This is a genomic window from Allochromatium vinosum DSM 180 (assembly GCF_000025485.1).
Taxonomy (GTDB): Bacteria; Pseudomonadota; Gammaproteobacteria; order Chromatiales; family Chromatiaceae; genus Thermochromatium; species Thermochromatium vinosum.
In genome coordinates, this window is the sequence record NC_013851.1 from 2,910,001 (window position 1) to 2,924,196 (window position 14,196).

The window sequence follows — 14,196 nt, forward strand, 5'->3', positions numbered from 1 at the left end:
TGGATAACGGCGGAGAAGGCCAGTAATCCACAGAGTACGCCGATCGTCGTGAGTCGATAGGCATTGCCGCCATGCCCCAGCCAGTAGCCCGACAGCAGGAAGGCCACCAGGGTTCCGGTCGCCCAGAGCGCCGTCAGCGCGGTCGTCTGCGACACGGTCATTCCCAAAACCTGACCGCCATAGGGTTCGAGCAGAATGTCCTGCATGGTGAAACCGGCCGTGCCCAGACCGACCACGATCAGCAGCCGACTGGCCTGACCGCCGGCGGCGAATTCACGCCAGGTCTCGAGAAACGGCGGACGCTTGGCCGGATTGGCGGCACGCACCGCATCGACCGCTTCCTGCTTCCAGAGAGCAACGAGGTTCAGCACGATTGTGGCCACGGCCGCGCCCTGGATGAGCTGAATCAGGAGCTGCTGCGAGAAGTCGGTCAACAGGCGACCGAAGAGCAGTGCGCTGAGCACCATGCCGAGCAGCAGCGTGACATAGAGCAGTGCCACGACGCGCGGACGCTTGTCCGGCGGTGCGAGATCCATGGCCAGTGCCAGACCGGCAGTCTGGGTGGTGTGCAGGCCCGCGCCGACCATCAGGAAAGCCAGACCCGCGCCCAGCTTGCCCAGGATGTTGAGGCTGTTCGAAGCATCGGCCAGCAACAGCAGAGCGAACGGCATGATCGCGAAACCGCCGAACTGCAACATGCTGCCGAACCAGATATAGGGAACGCGGCGCAGACCGAACGCCGAGTGATGATAGTCCGAGCGGTGCCCGATCAGGGCGCGGAAGGGCGCAAAGATCAGCGGCAGGGCCAGCATGGTCGCCACCAGCCAGGTCGGAACCCCGAGTTCGACGACCATGACGCGGTTGAGTGTGCCGGTGAGCAGCACCATGGCAATGGCGACCGAGACCTGGAACAGCGACAGACGCAGCAGGCGCGGCATCGGCAAATCCGGGGTCGCTACGTCCGCGAAGGGCAGCAGTCGGCGTACGAGTTCACGCCAGGCGAGTAACCGTGGATCGATGGGTTGACTCATGCCAATATCATCTCCGAGCTTGAATGAAACAGCGCGCTACAGGAGTGCACGCTCGACGCAGGGTGAATGCCGTCGTTGCAAAGCGGCGATGGTACGCTTCCACTGAAGTGATTGGAAGTTTCAGGGGAGAGGCGGATGGGCGTCAGGAACGGAGGGAGGACAGGAGTCGTTCTTAAAAACCACACGGCGGATGGAATACACCCGAAAATCGGGGATTCCATCCGCCATGCGACGTACGGCACTGTACGTCTCGAATCGATGCCGGAATCACTGCTAGGCGACTGGCATCGATTGGCGCGGGATCACTGCCAGCCGAGGCCGACCGAGAAGACGACCGCGTGGACAGCGATGGCCAGAACCAGCAGAGCGTAGAAGATGGGCATCAGCCAGGTAGCCGGATTGACGACCAGCCAGATCTTCCAATCGTCTTCGGGGTTCTTCGGCTTTGCGACGTCGCTCATTGTATGTTCCTCTATGGAGAGAGAATTAAAACCGGTTTACCACCAAGGATTGGCGGCGATCACGAACAGGTGAGCCAGAGCGGCCAGACCGACGAACGCGGTGTAGGTCACTTTGAACTGCTCGTGGAATTCCTTCGCCTGCTGCTCGGTCAGACCCGACAGGGATTGCTCGGCCATCGTTTGATCTCCCAAAGGGATGAATTGAGTGCCTCTGAATCACTCAGAGGACGACGATTCCACCGCGACCCTCGATTCAGCGTCGCGACGAGATGAATTCGCTGCTTACTGAGCCGCCGGAGCTGCTTCAACAGCTTCCGCAGCCGGAGCATGCCAGCCCTGACCTTCCAGATCGAAGGCCACGACGTGGATCAGGATGGCGGTCAGCGCCACGGCGATCAGCGTCGGGATCAGCCAGGTAGCCGGATTGACGACCAGCCAGAATTTGTAGTCGTTTTCGAGAGGCTTGTAACCCATGAATTCGATAGCCATTTTCAATACCTCTCAATTACCACCAAGGATTCGCCGCGATGACGAACAGATGTGCCAGAGCGGCCAGACCCACAAACGCGGTGTAGGTCACCTTGAACTGCTCGTGGAATTCTTTCGCCTGCTGCTCGGTCAGACCCGACAGACTCTTCATATCAGCCATTGTTGGCCTCCATACTCTGGATATGTGATGTCGCCATTCGCATCCGAGCCGTATCACCGAACTGCTGACCGCCGGATGCACACCATGTCCAACTTCTCGGACTCGAAATCTTTAGGACCCATCGAGATCCTGGGTGTCATCTTAGCTTGACACCGACAGATGTCAAGTCTGTTTTACAGCGCATCGATCATTCGAGGAACTTTCGGAGGTAGGTGATGATGAGGGCCATCAGGGCGATGCCGGCGGTGGCGATGAAGGCCACTTTGCCCATGTAGAAGATCATCGAGATGACAGGGCTGAGATTCGGCAGCCCCACGGGTTCGGACTCGTCCTCGCCGGCCGCCGGCTCCGAGCCGGCATCCGCCGTGGACGCGGTGCGCGCTTCGGCGGGTTCCAGGCGACAGGGCGCCGTGGCGGCGACGCGGAAGAATCGAACCCCCTGCTCATCCTCATCCTTGCACATGACGACGAATTCGGCACCGACCGCCAGCTGTTCGAGTGTTGCGAATTCCGACGCAAAAGACTCGACGTCGTCCGCTTCGCCTTGATGCTCCCAGGTGGTGGCTTTGTCTGGCCAGGTTCTTTTAGCCGCAAACTTCACGTGCAATTCCTCTCTAAGATTCGGATCAACGAAGGGGCTTTTATGCATCGCCGAGACGACGGCATGCGTGTCATGCCTGGAGACGACGCGCGGGGAAAACCTTGGGCGGTGAGCATCGTGGCGCTGGTGACGCAAGAGGGGTTTGCTCACAAGATTCAGGGGATTGTATTGCTCGCTGCCGGGCTTGTCACGGTATCGCGCGCGGTGCCGTCCTGGCATTCATGCCGACGGCGCCTGAACGGCATCCATCTTTCTTGCAAGCTGAAACGCCAACATCGCCCCATGCGTCTGTCGATCCATTCCAAAGTCTTCCTGACACTCCTGCTTGCCTGTGTGGTGGTGCTGGCGGGATCGCATGCCTTCGTGCAATGGTCGTTTCAGCGAGGACTGGTCGAATTCGCCGACGCGCGTGAACAGGAGCGTATCGCGCGCGTCATCGAGCGACTGAGCGATATCCATCAGCGCGAGGGTTCCTGGCGATCGCTGATCGAAGATCGGCGTCTGTGGTTCTATGCGTTGAACGGGCGGCGCGACCCCTGGCGTGAGCCGCGCCCCGAACGCCAGGAGCGTGGGCCGCACTGGATGCGCGAGGTCGGAGCAGATCCACGCGCCTGGCCGCCCCAGGGCTGGCTGGATCGGTTGCGTCAGCACGAGCGCCCGGCCCCGCTTGAACTGAGGCTCATGCTGCTCGATGCTCAGGGTGACATCCTCTATGGCCGCACCGAACTGCTCGCCAACACCCGTCGCTATCCGGTGGAGGTGGACGGCCGGCGGATCGGTGAACTGGCCCTGCTTCCCGGCTCGCCCGTACCTGAATCGGCCGAGCTGCGTTTTCGCGCCACCCTGGGCGACCGGCTCTGGATCATCGCCCTGGCGATGCTGCTGCTCGCCGCCGCCCTCGCCTATCCACTCTCCAGTCGGCTCGTGCGTCCGGTGCGCGATTTCCAGGACGTGGCACGGCGGCTGGCGGCCGGCGATTTCAGCGCGCGCGTGCCCGCGCATGGCGGTGACGAGCTGGCGCGTCTGGGGCAGGACATCAATGCACTGGCCGCCGCACTGGAGCGCAATGAACAGGCGCGCCGACGCTGGGCGGCCGACATCTCGCACGAGCTGCGCACGCCCATTGCCCTGCTGCGCGCCGAACTGGAAGCCCTTCAGGATGGGGTGCGCCCCTTCGATCGTGATGCGCTCGATGCCTTGCATGGCGATATATTGCGTCTCGGCCGCCTGATCGACGACCTCTACGAGCTGACCACGACCGACATGGGCGCGCTCGGCTATCGCTTCGCCGCCTGCGATGTCGCCGAGATCCTCGGTGCCGACATCGACGCCTTCGAGCGGACGTTCCAGGAGGCGGGGCTGACGCTGGAGTTCGACGACGCGCTGCGCGAACCCATACTGATCCAGGCCGATGCACAGCGGCTCTCGCAGCTGTTTCGCAATCTGCTGGGCAACAGCCGTAAATACACGGACCCAGGCGGCGGGCTGTACATCCGGTTGTGGCGTGAGACCGGACGGCTCGTCATCGATTTTCAGGACAGCGCGCCCGGTGTTCCGGCTGAAGACGTGTCGCGGCTCTTCGAGCGGCTCTATCGGGTCGAGGGATCGCGCAGTCGGAATACGGGTGGAGCCGGGCTGGGGCTGGCCATCGCCCGCAACGTGGTCGAAGCGCATGGCGGCACCATCGCGGCAGAGGCCGCACCTCAGGGCGGCCTGTGGATTCGCGTGACCTTGCCGGTCTCGGGCAAGTCCGCCTGACACCGAGCGGTTTTGATAGGGTCTGACCCTGCGAGGAAATCATTGCATGAGCACGACAGAGACAGCGCACATCCTGATCGTCGAGGACGAAGAACGACTCGCCCGGCTGGTGGCGGACTATCTGCGAGCGGCCGGACACCGCGTCCAGCATCTGGCCGAGGGAACCGGTGTCGCCGCCTGGGTACGGCGCGAACGCCCGGATCTGATCCTGCTGGACCTGATGCTGCCGGGCAAGGACGGACTGGACATCTGCCGCGAGATCCGCACCGAGAGTCAGGTGCCGATCATCATGACCACGGCGCGAGTCGAGGAGATCGACCGGCTACTCGGACTCGAACTCGGCGCCGACGACTATGTGTGCAAGCCCTACAGTCCGCGCGAGCTGGTGGCGCGGGTCAAGGCGGTGCTCCGGCGCACGCTGGCACCCGAGCCTCCGGCAGCCGATCCCGGCCCGCTGCATCTGCATCGCGACGAACTGCGCGTGCGCGCGGGCGACGACGAGATCGAACTCACGGCCGTCGAGTTTGCCCTGCTCGAAACCCTGCACGGCGCGCCGGGGCGCATCTTCTCGCGCGACCGGCTGATGGACCGCATCTATCGCGACCATCGGGTCGTCTCGGATCGCACCATCGACAGCCACGTCAAGAAGCTCAGACGCAAGCTCGCCGAACTCGTGCCCGACCAGGAGTTGATCCATTCGGTCTATGGCGTCGGCTATCGCTACGAGACACCGGCCGACAGCGATTAGGAGTCGAGTGCCGTGCGATCGAGGATGTGGCGCGCCCAGGTGCTGTGCGTGGCCAGTTCGCACATGGAGCCGCCGAACTTGAAGACCGCCTGCTCGGACTCTTCCAGGATACGTCGCGCGGCCTCCAGATCGGTCGGCGCCACCCGGAAACTCGCCTCGATCAGCGGTAGCTGACTCGGGTGGATGGCCGTCTTGCCGCAGAGACCGTGGGCGATGTCGTCGCTGAGTTCCTCGTGCAGCACTTCGGGATGATCGATGTGCTCGAAGACCGGCGCGGTGAGCTGGAAGCCGTAGGGTTTGAAGCAGGTCACGAGCTGGGCGATGGTCTGCCCCAGGGGCGTGCGGTAGATGGTGCGGTCGCGCGGACGGCGGATGCCGAGCAGGGACAGCAGATCGTTGCCGCCGATGCGCAGCGCCAGGATACGCTCGTGATAGCCGCGCTCGAGCAGATGATCGCGCAATGCCGCCATCCGCACCGGCTCGAAGACATCGCGCGTCTCCAGCGTCGGCATGCACAGATGTCCGGAGTCACCGACGAGCGGCTCCAGATAGCGATCGGCGTTGCTCAGGTCGAACTTGGGCAGCACGAAGCCGTCGAGTTTCTCGATCCCCGGCAGGGCCAGCAGCCAGTCAAGGATCTCGGGATTGCGCACCCGCACGAACCGGAGCAGCGACGGACGCGGCTCCATCGCGTCCAGACAGTCGCGCAGATTGGCCAGCCCGGATTGGAGCGCACTCGGTGCGACGGCATCCTCGGTACAGAAGATGACCGAGCGCAGTTCGGGCCACTTGAGTCCATTGGCGATACGCAACACGTCCCGATGCGTCACGGGCACATAGAGCGATCCGCCGAGACGATAGGCGTCAAGCATCGATCACCCCCTTGATGAGCGAAACAGCCTGATAAGGCAGTGTCGGGTCGACCTGCCGGCGTACATTCTTCTCATGCGCCAGCTCCAGGAGATGCGCGACCTCCGGAGCCTCCGGGTCGCGGATGATGACGCGCTCGGGCACGCGGCGCAACAGCACGCGCGTCGCCTCGCCGATGCCCGGCTTGATGAAATTCTCGTTCTGGATTCCGAATGTCGCGCGGATGTCGGCGAGCAGCGCCGTCGAGCGGGCGCGCGCCAGGCTCGGATCGACGGGTCGCGCATTCGGCGCATAGCCCTCGGCGAGCCGGGCGCGTGCCGCCGCGAGCAGTTCCTCGATGAACCACACCGAGCGATCGGCGGGCGTGAATTCGTGATAGTAGACGCAGCCGTGGAAGTCGTCCGGGCCGATGTGTTCGTTAAGGATGGAACGGCTGACGAGTCCCGACATGGTCGCGTTCAGAATGCTCGATGGGATCAAATAGTCGGTGTCCGATGGGGCGATGCCGACGCCCGCCAGATCGGTGAGTGCATGGAGGTCGGCGTCCAGGCGCACGCCATGGTCGTGCTCGAAGCCGGCGAGCGCGCGGCGCAGTTCACGCGCAATCACGCCCTTGCCGGTCCAGCCGTCGACGAACACCAGTCCTGCCGGATCGCGCCCGGCCCGGTCGAGGATGAAGCGCAACGCATTCCTGTCGATCCCCCGGTCACGGATGATCGAGATCGAATAGTGTTCTGGCGCGCGTCCGAAGACCTCGCGCAGCACATGCTTGAGCGCCACACCGACCGGCGTTCCGGCCCGCGCCAGCGAGACCAGGGTGATCTCGTCCGGACGACGTGCCGCGATGATCGCCGCCAGATCGAGCACGCCCTGGGCCATCGGCTTCAGTCCCATGGCCAGCGCGCGTTCGAACACCTCCAGATAACGCGCCGAGGGCAGCGACTCGCGACTGAGCATTTCGCTGTAGTGACGCCGTCCGCTCTGGATGAGGCGCTCCTTCTCGGCCACGTCGATGGGGTCGATCTCGATCGGCTTGAGCAGGAACTGCACGTCACCCGGACGATAGCTTCCCGAGAAGGGCGCAGGGCCAGGTCTGTCGTTCATGATGTGAAAGTCTGTGGTGTGAGCACTGGTCGAGCATGAGCCGCCGGTCCGTCCGGCGGTGGCGTGGTGTCTGTCCGAGCGCTGGACTCAGATCAGGACACGCGACAGGGTCGCCTCGAACAACTGCGAGCCGCGCGGCGTGATGGCATAGTCGCATTCGGCCATAAAGGCGCCATCGATCAGGCTGTCGCCGATGCCGATGGTGAGCAGCTCGCCCCAGTCGCGTCCCAGGTGCGCGATCAGGTGCCGCACCGCCCATTCCTTGCCGAGCCAGCGCGGGAGGATCGCCAGATTGTTACCGTTGCGATGCAATCGATAGGTCTGGGAACGCTCGGCCGCCCAGGGGACGACCAGCGCGTCTTGCAGCCGGTCGAGATCCGACGCGCGCTCGTCGCGATACTTGGCGACCAGATAGAAGTGCACGCCGAAATCGGTGATGAACCGCGCATGGATCGCCAGACGCTCATGGGCGGCGAAGCTCAGCATCCGATCCAGCAGGGCGTTGAGTTCGTCGAGCGAGTCATGCGACTGCGCCTCCATGCGCGCCATCCAGTCGCTGTCGGGTTCGCCATCCGGGTTCAGGATGACCCCGCCATAGTCGATGATGCGCCAGCTCTGGAACGGCAGATCCACCCGGCGCAGGGCGTCGTGATCCCGCGCCGTGGTGGGGATGAGCGTCGACTGGTCGTCCAGCAGTTGCCACAGCGAGCACTGGCGTGCCGTCATGAACGAATGGGCGCGACCGTCTGCCAGATAGGCGGTCGGACGCAGCTCCCCATCGCTCGGGCACTTGCGGTGACTCTGGAACAGGGTGTCGTCCAGATCCAGGAAGACCAGCCGGCGCACGCTCAGGCCAGCTCGAAGTCGGCCGGGTTCAGACCCAGCTCCATGGCCAGCTTGCGGGCGACGCGCTTCTCGCTCTCGTCGAAGTTGCCGTCGGCACCCGCGATGGCGATGGCCAGACGCACGATGAGACGCGCGGCCTCGTCGTTGCCCTTCATCTTGCGGATGGCCTCATAGGCCTTGGCCTCACCGAGATCCTTGTCGAACTCGATCTGGGTCATGGTGTTCTGGAAGGACTCGATGATCTCCTTGCTGGAGAACACCGACAGCGCCTCGTAGTTCTCGATGAAGCGCATCATCTTCTGCTTCTCGTCGGAGGAGACGTGGCCATCGGCCATGGAGATGAGCACCGAGCTGCCGACGGCGGCATTCAGGAAGTCCTTGTTCTTGAACTTCATCACTTCGTTCTTGAGGTCGGAGGCTTTCTGTTTGAGGTTGTTCAAAAAGTCTTGGAAGGCCATGGTGTGTCACCTGTGATGTTGATTTGATGCATGAACGGAAAGTCTAGACCGGTCAATCCTTGCTGCCCCGGACCCACTCCAGACCCCAGTGATGGGCCTGATCCATATCCAGATGGCCGCGATGATAATCAACCAGTTTGGTGATCTTGACTGCGCCGCCCTGGTTCTCCAGGAGCGCGATGGCGCACATGGGACGGTCGTTGCGGTGCGAGTCGAGCCGCACCTCGATCTCGGGCTGGCCAGGCGTCTTGAGCGTGATGAGCGCCTCGGCCTCGGCCCAGTTGGGCGCCCCCTCATAGATGAAGGCATAGACCAGGACGCGCTTGATCTCGTCCCAATGCTGACCGTTGATACGCAGATTTTCGCCACTGGAGCTGGACCCCGTGCGATCGTCGGCGTCCAGCGCGATATAGGGCGGGCCATAGTAGTTGCCGAAGGTGTTGCCCAGCGCCTGAACCGCACTCTTGTCGCCATTGATCAGCTCGTAGAGACAGCCGACGTCGAGATCGGTTCGATTGGACCCCATGAGTCCGCTCAAAAACCCCTTCTTGGCCCCGGACAGCGAACGCCATTTGAGGTTGATGAGAATCTCCCCGTGGCTGGCGTTGGCCTGCTTCTGCAGCGACACCGAGTTGCCGCGCTTGTCCAGCGTGATCTTGCTCAGATTGACCGGTGACGGCTGAGGCTTGGGCGGTTCGGGCGGCGGCGGCGCCGGAGTCTCGGGCGCCACGGTGCCGCCGAAGTGCGCGACCAGGGCCGCCAGACCGCCGTTGAAACCCTGACCGAGGGCGCAGGTACGCCAGATACCGTCCTTGCGGTAGATCTCCAGCAGCATGAGCGCACGTTCCTCGGCGAAATCCGCGCCGCTGAACTCGAACCGTCCGACTTCGCTTGCACCGTCCATCAAGCGCACATGTCCGCGACCGATCCGCGACATGGTGCCCGCGCCATCGATCGCGGCCGTGAGGGTCAGACGCTCGATGCCTGCCGGCAGTCGACCGAGATCGATCGCGAAGCCGGCCTTGTCACCCGAGGGCACCGACAGCGCCACCCCGCCACAGGGCGAGGTCGGCTGGTTGAAGAAGGTCATGTAGCGCTCATCGGCGAGCTGCCCCCGGGCATCGAGTCCGAAGCAGGCGAAGTCGATGATCAAACCAGGCGCATCGACCGACACGCCCAATGTGAAACGCTGACCATTCGGCACCAGATCCGCGATCTTGGCGCGCTGTCCGCGCGAGAGATTCATCCGACGTTGACCCCGTGCTGTAACGCCAGAGCGCGCAAGCCGCCGGAATAGCCCTGCCCCACGGCGCGGAACTTCCAGTCGCCGCTATGGCGGTAGATCTCGCCGAAGATCATGGCCGTCTCGGTCGAATAGTCCTCGGACAGATCGAAGCGCACGACCTCTTGGTTGTTGTCGCGATTGACGATGCGCACGAAGGCGTTGCTGACCTGTCCGAAGTTCTGACGCCGCGCGTCGGCATCATGGATCGTGACCACGATCACCAGACGCTGCACCTCGGCAGGCACCTTGGACAGCGTGACATGGACCGACTCATCATCGCCCTCGCCCGCGCCGGTGCGATTGTCGCCTGTGTGCTCGATGGCCCCCTCGGGCGACTTCGGCTGGTTGTAGAAGATGAAATAAGCGTCGCTCGGCACCTTGCCGTCGTCCTTGACCATGAACAGGCTGGCATCCAGGTCGAAGTCCTGTCCGTCGGTCGCGCGTGCGTCCCAACCCAGACCCACGAGCACGTTCTCCAGATTGGGCGCTTCCTTGCTCAGGTTGACGTTGCCGCCTTTGTTCAAGCTGATGGCCATGCTTACCTCCATTCAGGGTAGACAGTAATCGCTGGCTGGAACGACACAACCACGCCAGCAAGCGCAATGCTTGGCGAGTTTAAACGAGGTTCGATCGTTTCAAGAACCTTTCCGTGCTGTCGCGCGCGGCTGATAGGGCCGATGACGGGGTCCAAGGTTTTGCAGCAAATCGTCGAGTCCGGCGCGCGGCGTCTCGTGGCAGACGATGATGCGCACATAGTCGTCGGGATCGACATTGTAGAGATAGTTGAGGATGCCCTCGCCGTAATTATCCGCGAAGACGAGCCTTCGCCCAACATCGGCGCCGACCAGGATCGGCGAGCGGCTGGTGGCCTGGACGGCGACCCTGAGCCCCAGCGCTTCCAGCCCCAGCCCAACCCGGAAGGCGAGATGCATGAACTCGCCGGTGCCCAGCACCAGTACCGGATCGCCGGACTCCAGACCCTCGGCCAATTCCTCAAGGTCCATGCTCGGCACGGTGATCGGTCGGTCGATACCGAACCGGCCCAAGTCCTCGGCGAGATCATGGGGCATGAGCCGGTTGTCGCCGACGGCCGGTGGCGGCTCATCGGTGAACCAGGAGGCGGCCGGCTCGAAGGCGAACTCGCCATGCAGCGCGGCCACGCATTCGACCGGCAACCCCAGACGCTCGGAGAAACGTACCGCGCTGTCGGCACCGCCGAACTGGGTGATGGCGACGAAGTGGACGCGCTCGATGCCGGGGTTGAGGCGTCGATAGGATTCGACCAGATTGCAGAGCGTGTTGCCGGTGCTGATCTCGTCGTCGATCAGTACCAGCTCGCGCGCCGACTCGAAGCGACGGCGCTGCTCGGGCTGGATCGGCGCGTAGAGCAACTGGTCGGGCGCGTGACAGTGAGCCTCCTGGAAGTCGAGCGCCGCGCGTCCGTCGACACGATAGCGGGTCGAGTGGATGAACAGCGCTTCGGTCTCGGGCCGCTGTTCGAGCCGCGACTCGAACACCCCCTGTCCCAGTCCGGTCGCGGTCTCGGCCATGGCGACGAACAGGCAGGGGCCGGCGCCCAGGTCGAGCTGGCCGGCCAGATGGGCGTGGATCTCACGCATCCGTGTCGGTGTGACCGGCCAGTGCTTGCCGAGCACCTTGCTCAGGAACAGAAAACCGCGCTTGCGATTGTGGCGCGCGGCAAATCCGCACAGCTCGTCGAGCGCAAAGGCCGATTCACGCACCCGCACGCGCAATGTGCCCGTATCCAGCCTGACCGAACGCTCGGTCACGTCCAACACATCCTTGGTCACGCGGCGACCTCATGACGTTCGTACTGTGCAACCTCCAGGACTGTCATGTCCGCCGCCAGCCTTGGAGCCTCCTGGTAGTCCTGCTCGGTGAACCCCTGAATCAGACCACGGAGCGCCAGATAGGGCAGATTGAGCCCGGCCGCGCCCGTGTAGCCGATACCGCCGGCAAAACGCGGGTTGACCTCCAGCAGACGCGGGCCATGGCGGCCCTCGCGAAACTGGGCATTGAAGAGTCCGGTCAGGCCGAAGCGCTCGGTCAGTTCGGATACCGCCTGGGTCAGATCGGAGCGTGCAACGATCCGCTGACCATAGGCGCCGCCCGATGCCTTGCGGCGCTGGGTCAGGGCGATCAGGCGCCGGCCATCGCCGACGGCATCCAGGCTGTATTCATCGCCCGCGAGATATTCCATCAGCAGCCAGGTCTCAGCGGGCGGATGGCGCGCGAGCAGCTGGCGCAGACAGCCGAGCTGGATACTGTAGACGCCGTCACGCAACAGCCCCTCCAGGCCAGCGTGTCCCTCCTGGATGACACGAAAACCGGCACCGTTCACCCCCTTGGCCGGCTTGATGCACAGCACGTCATGGGTGAAGCGCAGCCGCTCGTAGGCCGACTCGAACTCGGCCACCGTGCGAAAGGGAATGGTCTCGGGCGTGGGGAGATGGAACTGGCTCGCTTCGAGCGCAAAACGCGCTTTGTCGTGCAGACGCTCCAGCGACTCGGGCGCGGCCACCGACAGCAGCCGCACACCGATGGCGGAAAAGCGCGGGCGCTGCTCGGTCAGCAACCGCGCTTCCTTGCCCGGCCAGAGCGCATCGACATGCCGCTCGCGGCAGAAATCCAGACAGAAATCGACATAATCCGCACCGCTCAGCCCGGCCGGCTCCAGGGCCTGCTCGTGCGCCGGCACGAAGCCTGGAAAGCTCGGCTCGGGATGGGTGCAGACCAGCCGGAACTCACCCGCCGCGTCGCCCCGACGGATGAGGTCGAGGACGGCGCGGACGTTCGAGAAGGTACGGTTGAACCAGACGCGGGTCATGGGGTCCGGCGACGACCTCAGAGATGCGGCTTGATCTGCGGCATGAGCTGATCGAAGGTGCGCCCCTGCCCGACCTCGCCGATGGCGTGCATCTTCCACTCGTTGTTATGACGGTAGACCTTGGCCATGATCATGGCCGAGTGGCTACCCTGGCAGCTCAGATCGTAGCGGGCGATCTCGCTGTTGTCGGCGCCGTTGAGGATGCGGCAGTAGGCGTTGGCCACCTTCGAGAAGTCCTGGCCGGTGTAGTTGTTGACGGTGAACACCAGACTCTTGACGTTGGCCGGCACGGTCGCGAGGCTGACCTGAATCTGCTCGTCGTCACCTGCGCCCTCGCCGGTGCGATTGTCGCCGGTGTGATGGATGCTGCCGTCGCGGCTGGTGAGCTGGCGGAACCAGACCACGTCGACCAGTTCGCCCGCCTCGTCGAACAGCAGACAGGAGGCGTCGAGATCGATGCTTTCACCGCCACCGCCCCCGAACAGCCCGCCCAGCAAGCCGCCCTTGCCGGATTGGGCGGCATCCCAGCCCAGCCCCATGATGACGCGGGTCAGACCGCCGCCGGCTTCTTTTTCGAGCGAGATCTTTTGGCCTTTCTGAAGACTGATGCCCATGGTTGCGACTCCTCGTGATGAACCGCGTCTGGCGCGGCATGGATTACATGATGTGTGGTGCTTGGGGGAACGGCTGATCCGGGCGCGGCGCCGGATGGCGTCACGGCCGCGCGGTCATTGCCCTTGCTGGGGCTGGAAGATGGCCTTGTTGCGCGAGCAGATGACGACCTTGCCCTGACCGCGAAAGCGGATCACCAGACCTTCGCCCGATGTCACCGAGTTGACGATCGAGCCGAAGAAACCGCCGCCGGTGCGCGGCATCCCGACCTCGTAGAGCAGATTCGACGACCAGGCCACGGCATGATTGTTGTCGATGACGATGTCGCGTCCCGGTGTGACCTCCAGACTGAAGATCGAGCCGAAACCCGACACGGCCAGCTTGCCGTGCCCGACGGCCTCCATGATGACGAAGCCGCCCGTACCGCCGAACAGTCCGCCGCCGACCGTGTTGAGCCGTGGATTGATTTCGACGCCCGATTCAGCCGCCAGAAAGCTGCTGTCGGAGAGCGTGTAAGGCGAATTGGGGGTGACGTCGAGCAGTTCGATCGCCCCTGGCAGGTTCGGCGAGAGCAGACAGTCGCCATCGCCGCCGACGGCCTCGATCTCTTGCTGGAAGAAGGATTCGTCATTGGCCAGACGCCGCAGCAGCGCACGTCCGAATCCGCCGCGCATCTGCCCCTTCACTTGCAGCGGCTCTTCCATCATGACCATGGCGCCGGACTCACAAAAGATCCGTTCGCCCTTGCGCAGACTCACATGCAGAAACGGATCGATCTCTCCAGTGACCGTGAAGACAGGCATGGCAGTGACCTCGCGGCAGAGGAATGTGGGCGACCGGCCTCCAGGATCCGAGGACGCGTGAGGCGGGAACCGCCGCGATGACGCTGAATGCGGCTCCCATGCTCACGGCCCCCGCACGATCG

General features: G+C 63.7%; 18 protein-coding genes (1 of these 18 only partly in view). 2 read left to right on the top strand and 16 right to left on the bottom strand.

Annotated elements, in window-relative coordinates; translation table 11 throughout:
• The 6 genes from ALVIN_RS12860 to ALVIN_RS12880 form a co-directional block, all read right to left on the bottom strand.
• A protein-coding gene (locus ALVIN_RS12860; protein WP_012971754.1) for a BCD family MFS transporter crosses the window boundary here: on the bottom strand, positions 1–1,031 show its 5' portion. Its footprint begins 412 nt before the window's first position; 1,031 of the gene's 1,443 nt are visible here — the first part of the coding sequence; it begins with the start codon at positions 1,029–1,031; its stop codon lies off the left edge, out of view.
• Positions 1,032–1,333: 302 nt separating this feature from the next.
• Positions 1,334–1,492 carry a light-harvesting antenna LH1, alpha subunit gene (gene pufA / locus ALVIN_RS17215; RefSeq protein WP_012971755.1) on the bottom strand — a complete coding sequence of 53 codons (159 nt, stop codon included), beginning with the start codon at positions 1,490–1,492 and terminating at the stop codon, positions 1,334–1,336.
• Between the two features lie 36 nt (positions 1,493–1,528).
• The gene (gene pufB, locus ALVIN_RS12865; protein ID WP_012971756.1) at positions 1,529–1,669 is read right to left on the bottom strand and encodes a light-harvesting antenna LH1, beta subunit; all 141 of its coding nucleotides are present in this window, start codon (positions 1,667–1,669) and stop codon (positions 1,529–1,531) included.
• 105 nt (positions 1,670–1,774) lie between these two features.
• Positions 1,775–1,981 carry a light-harvesting antenna LH1, alpha subunit gene (gene pufA, locus ALVIN_RS12870; RefSeq protein ID WP_012971757.1) on the bottom strand — a complete coding sequence of 69 codons (207 nt, stop codon included), beginning with the start codon at positions 1,979–1,981 and terminating at the stop codon, positions 1,775–1,777.
• Between the two features lie 16 nt (positions 1,982–1,997).
• On the bottom strand, positions 1,998–2,141 hold the full coding sequence (pufB, locus tag ALVIN_RS12875) for a light-harvesting antenna LH1, beta subunit (protein WP_007042216.1): 144 nt from the start codon (positions 2,139–2,141) through the stop codon (positions 1,998–2,000).
• A 187-nt stretch (positions 2,142–2,328) separates the two neighbouring features.
• Positions 2,329–2,961, bottom strand: a complete 633-nt coding sequence (locus tag ALVIN_RS12880) for a hypothetical protein (RefSeq protein WP_223295217.1) — start codon at positions 2,959–2,961, stop codon at positions 2,329–2,331.
• A gap of 63 nt (positions 2,962–3,024) precedes the next feature.
• Between ALVIN_RS12880 and ALVIN_RS12885 the strand changes: the two genes are divergently transcribed.
• The gene (locus ALVIN_RS12885; RefSeq protein ID WP_012971759.1) at positions 3,025–4,500 is read left to right on the top strand and encodes an ATP-binding protein; all 1,476 of its coding nucleotides are present in this window, start codon (positions 3,025–3,027) and stop codon (positions 4,498–4,500) included.
• Positions 4,501–4,546: 46 nt separating this feature from the next.
• Positions 4,547–5,248 (top strand): response regulator, encoded by a 702-nt coding sequence (locus ALVIN_RS12890; RefSeq protein ID WP_012971760.1) that lies wholly within the window; start codon positions 4,547–4,549, stop codon positions 5,246–5,248.
• Here the strand turns inward: ALVIN_RS12890 and ALVIN_RS12895 are convergent.
• The 10 genes from ALVIN_RS12895 to ALVIN_RS12940 all read right to left on the bottom strand — a co-directional run bounded on the left by ALVIN_RS12895 (position 5,245) and on the right by ALVIN_RS12940 (position 14,074).
• Positions 5,245–6,120, bottom strand: coding sequence for an HpcH/HpaI aldolase/citrate lyase family protein (locus ALVIN_RS12895; RefSeq protein ID WP_012971761.1), 876 nt, complete (start codon positions 6,118–6,120; stop codon positions 5,245–5,247). The two genes, ALVIN_RS12890 and ALVIN_RS12895, sit on opposite strands and share 4 nt — an antisense overlap.
• A complete protein-coding gene (locus tag ALVIN_RS12900) occupies positions 6,113–7,222 on the bottom strand; it encodes a cysteine protease StiP family protein (RefSeq protein ID WP_012971762.1) in 1,110 nt (369 codons plus the stop codon). The genes ALVIN_RS12895 and ALVIN_RS12900 overlap by 8 nt, the downstream gene beginning before the upstream one ends.
• Positions 7,223–7,309: 87 nt before the next feature.
• Positions 7,310–8,068, bottom strand: coding sequence for an HAD family hydrolase (locus ALVIN_RS12905; RefSeq protein WP_012971763.1), 759 nt, complete (start codon positions 8,066–8,068; stop codon positions 7,310–7,312).
• Positions 8,069–8,070: 2 nt separating this feature from the next.
• Positions 8,071–8,526: a tellurite resistance TerB family protein gene (locus tag ALVIN_RS12910; protein ID WP_012971764.1), complete on the bottom strand. Its 456-nt coding sequence runs from the start codon at positions 8,524–8,526 to the stop codon at positions 8,071–8,073.
• Positions 8,527–8,578: 52 nt separating this feature from the next.
• Entirely contained in the window at positions 8,579–9,772 is a 1,194-nt protein-coding gene (locus ALVIN_RS12915; RefSeq protein ID WP_012971765.1) for a TerD family protein, read from the bottom strand.
• A complete protein-coding gene (locus ALVIN_RS12920; protein ID WP_012971766.1) occupies positions 9,769–10,347 on the bottom strand; it encodes a TerD family protein in 579 nt (192 codons plus the stop codon). Before ALVIN_RS12920 ends, ALVIN_RS12915 begins: the two co-directional genes overlap by 4 nt.
• 99 nt (positions 10,348–10,446) lie before the next feature.
• Positions 10,447–11,622, bottom strand: coding sequence for a phosphoribosyltransferase domain-containing protein (locus ALVIN_RS12925; RefSeq protein ID WP_012971767.1), 1,176 nt, complete (start codon positions 11,620–11,622; stop codon positions 10,447–10,449).
• Positions 11,619–12,659, bottom strand: a complete 1,041-nt coding sequence (locus ALVIN_RS12930) for an ATP-grasp domain-containing protein (RefSeq protein ID WP_012971768.1) — start codon at positions 12,657–12,659, stop codon at positions 11,619–11,621. The genes ALVIN_RS12925 and ALVIN_RS12930 overlap by 4 nt, the downstream gene beginning before the upstream one ends.
• A 17-nt stretch (positions 12,660–12,676) precedes the next feature.
• On the bottom strand, positions 12,677–13,273 hold the full coding sequence (locus tag ALVIN_RS12935; RefSeq protein WP_012971769.1) for a TerD family protein: 597 nt from the start codon (positions 13,271–13,273) through the stop codon (positions 12,677–12,679).
• A 114-nt stretch (positions 13,274–13,387) separates the two neighbouring features.
• The gene (locus ALVIN_RS12940; protein WP_012971770.1) at positions 13,388–14,074 is read right to left on the bottom strand and encodes a TIGR00266 family protein; all 687 of its coding nucleotides are present in this window, start codon (positions 14,072–14,074) and stop codon (positions 13,388–13,390) included.
• Positions 14,075–14,196: the final 122 nt, after the last annotated feature.

Excerpts from the sequence above, each read along its gene's own strand:
- pufB (WP_007042216.1), bottom strand. The coding sequence starts at position 2,141 with ATGGCTGATATGAAGAGTCTGTCGGGTCTGACCGAGCAGCAGGCGAAA.
- ALVIN_RS12935 (WP_012971769.1), bottom strand. The coding sequence starts at position 13,273 with ATGGGCATCAGTCTTCAGAAAGGCCAAAAGATCTCGCTCGAAAAAGAA.
- pufA (WP_012971757.1), bottom strand. The coding sequence starts at position 1,981 with ATGGCTATCGAATTCATGGGTTACAAGCCTCTCGAAAACGACTACAAA.
- ALVIN_RS12920 (WP_012971766.1), bottom strand. The coding sequence starts at position 10,347 with ATGGCCATCAGCTTGAACAAAGGCGGCAACGTCAACCTGAGCAAGGAA.
- ALVIN_RS12880 (WP_223295217.1), bottom strand. The coding sequence starts at position 2,961 with ATGCCAGGACGGCACCGCGCGCGATACCGTGACAAGCCCGGCAGCGAG.
- ALVIN_RS12940 (WP_012971770.1), bottom strand. The coding sequence starts at position 14,074 with ATGCCTGTCTTCACGGTCACTGGAGAGATCGATCCGTTTCTGCATGTG.
- ALVIN_RS12900 (WP_012971762.1), bottom strand. The coding sequence starts at position 7,222 with ATGAACGACAGACCTGGCCCTGCGCCCTTCTCGGGAAGCTATCGTCCG.
- pufA (WP_012971755.1), bottom strand. The coding sequence starts at position 1,492 with ATGAGCGACGTCGCAAAGCCGAAGAACCCCGAAGACGATTGGAAGATC.
- ALVIN_RS12915 (WP_012971765.1), bottom strand. The coding sequence starts at position 9,772 with ATGAATCTCTCGCGCGGACAGCGCGCCAAGATCGCGGATCTGGTGCCG.
- ALVIN_RS12895 (WP_012971761.1), bottom strand. The coding sequence starts at position 6,120 with ATGCTTGACGCCTATCGTCTCGGCGGATCGCTCTATGTGCCCGTGACG.
- pufB (WP_012971756.1), bottom strand. The coding sequence starts at position 1,669 with ATGGCCGAGCAATCCCTGTCGGGTCTGACCGAGCAGCAGGCGAAGGAA.
- ALVIN_RS12930 (WP_012971768.1), bottom strand. The coding sequence starts at position 12,659 with ATGACCCGCGTCTGGTTCAACCGTACCTTCTCGAACGTCCGCGCCGTC.
- ALVIN_RS12910 (WP_012971764.1), bottom strand. The coding sequence starts at position 8,526 with ATGGCCTTCCAAGACTTTTTGAACAACCTCAAACAGAAAGCCTCCGAC.
- ALVIN_RS12890 (WP_012971760.1), top strand. The coding sequence starts at position 4,547 with ATGAGCACGACAGAGACAGCGCACATCCTGATCGTCGAGGACGAAGAA.
- ALVIN_RS12885 (WP_012971759.1), top strand. The coding sequence starts at position 3,025 with ATGCGTCTGTCGATCCATTCCAAAGTCTTCCTGACACTCCTGCTTGCC.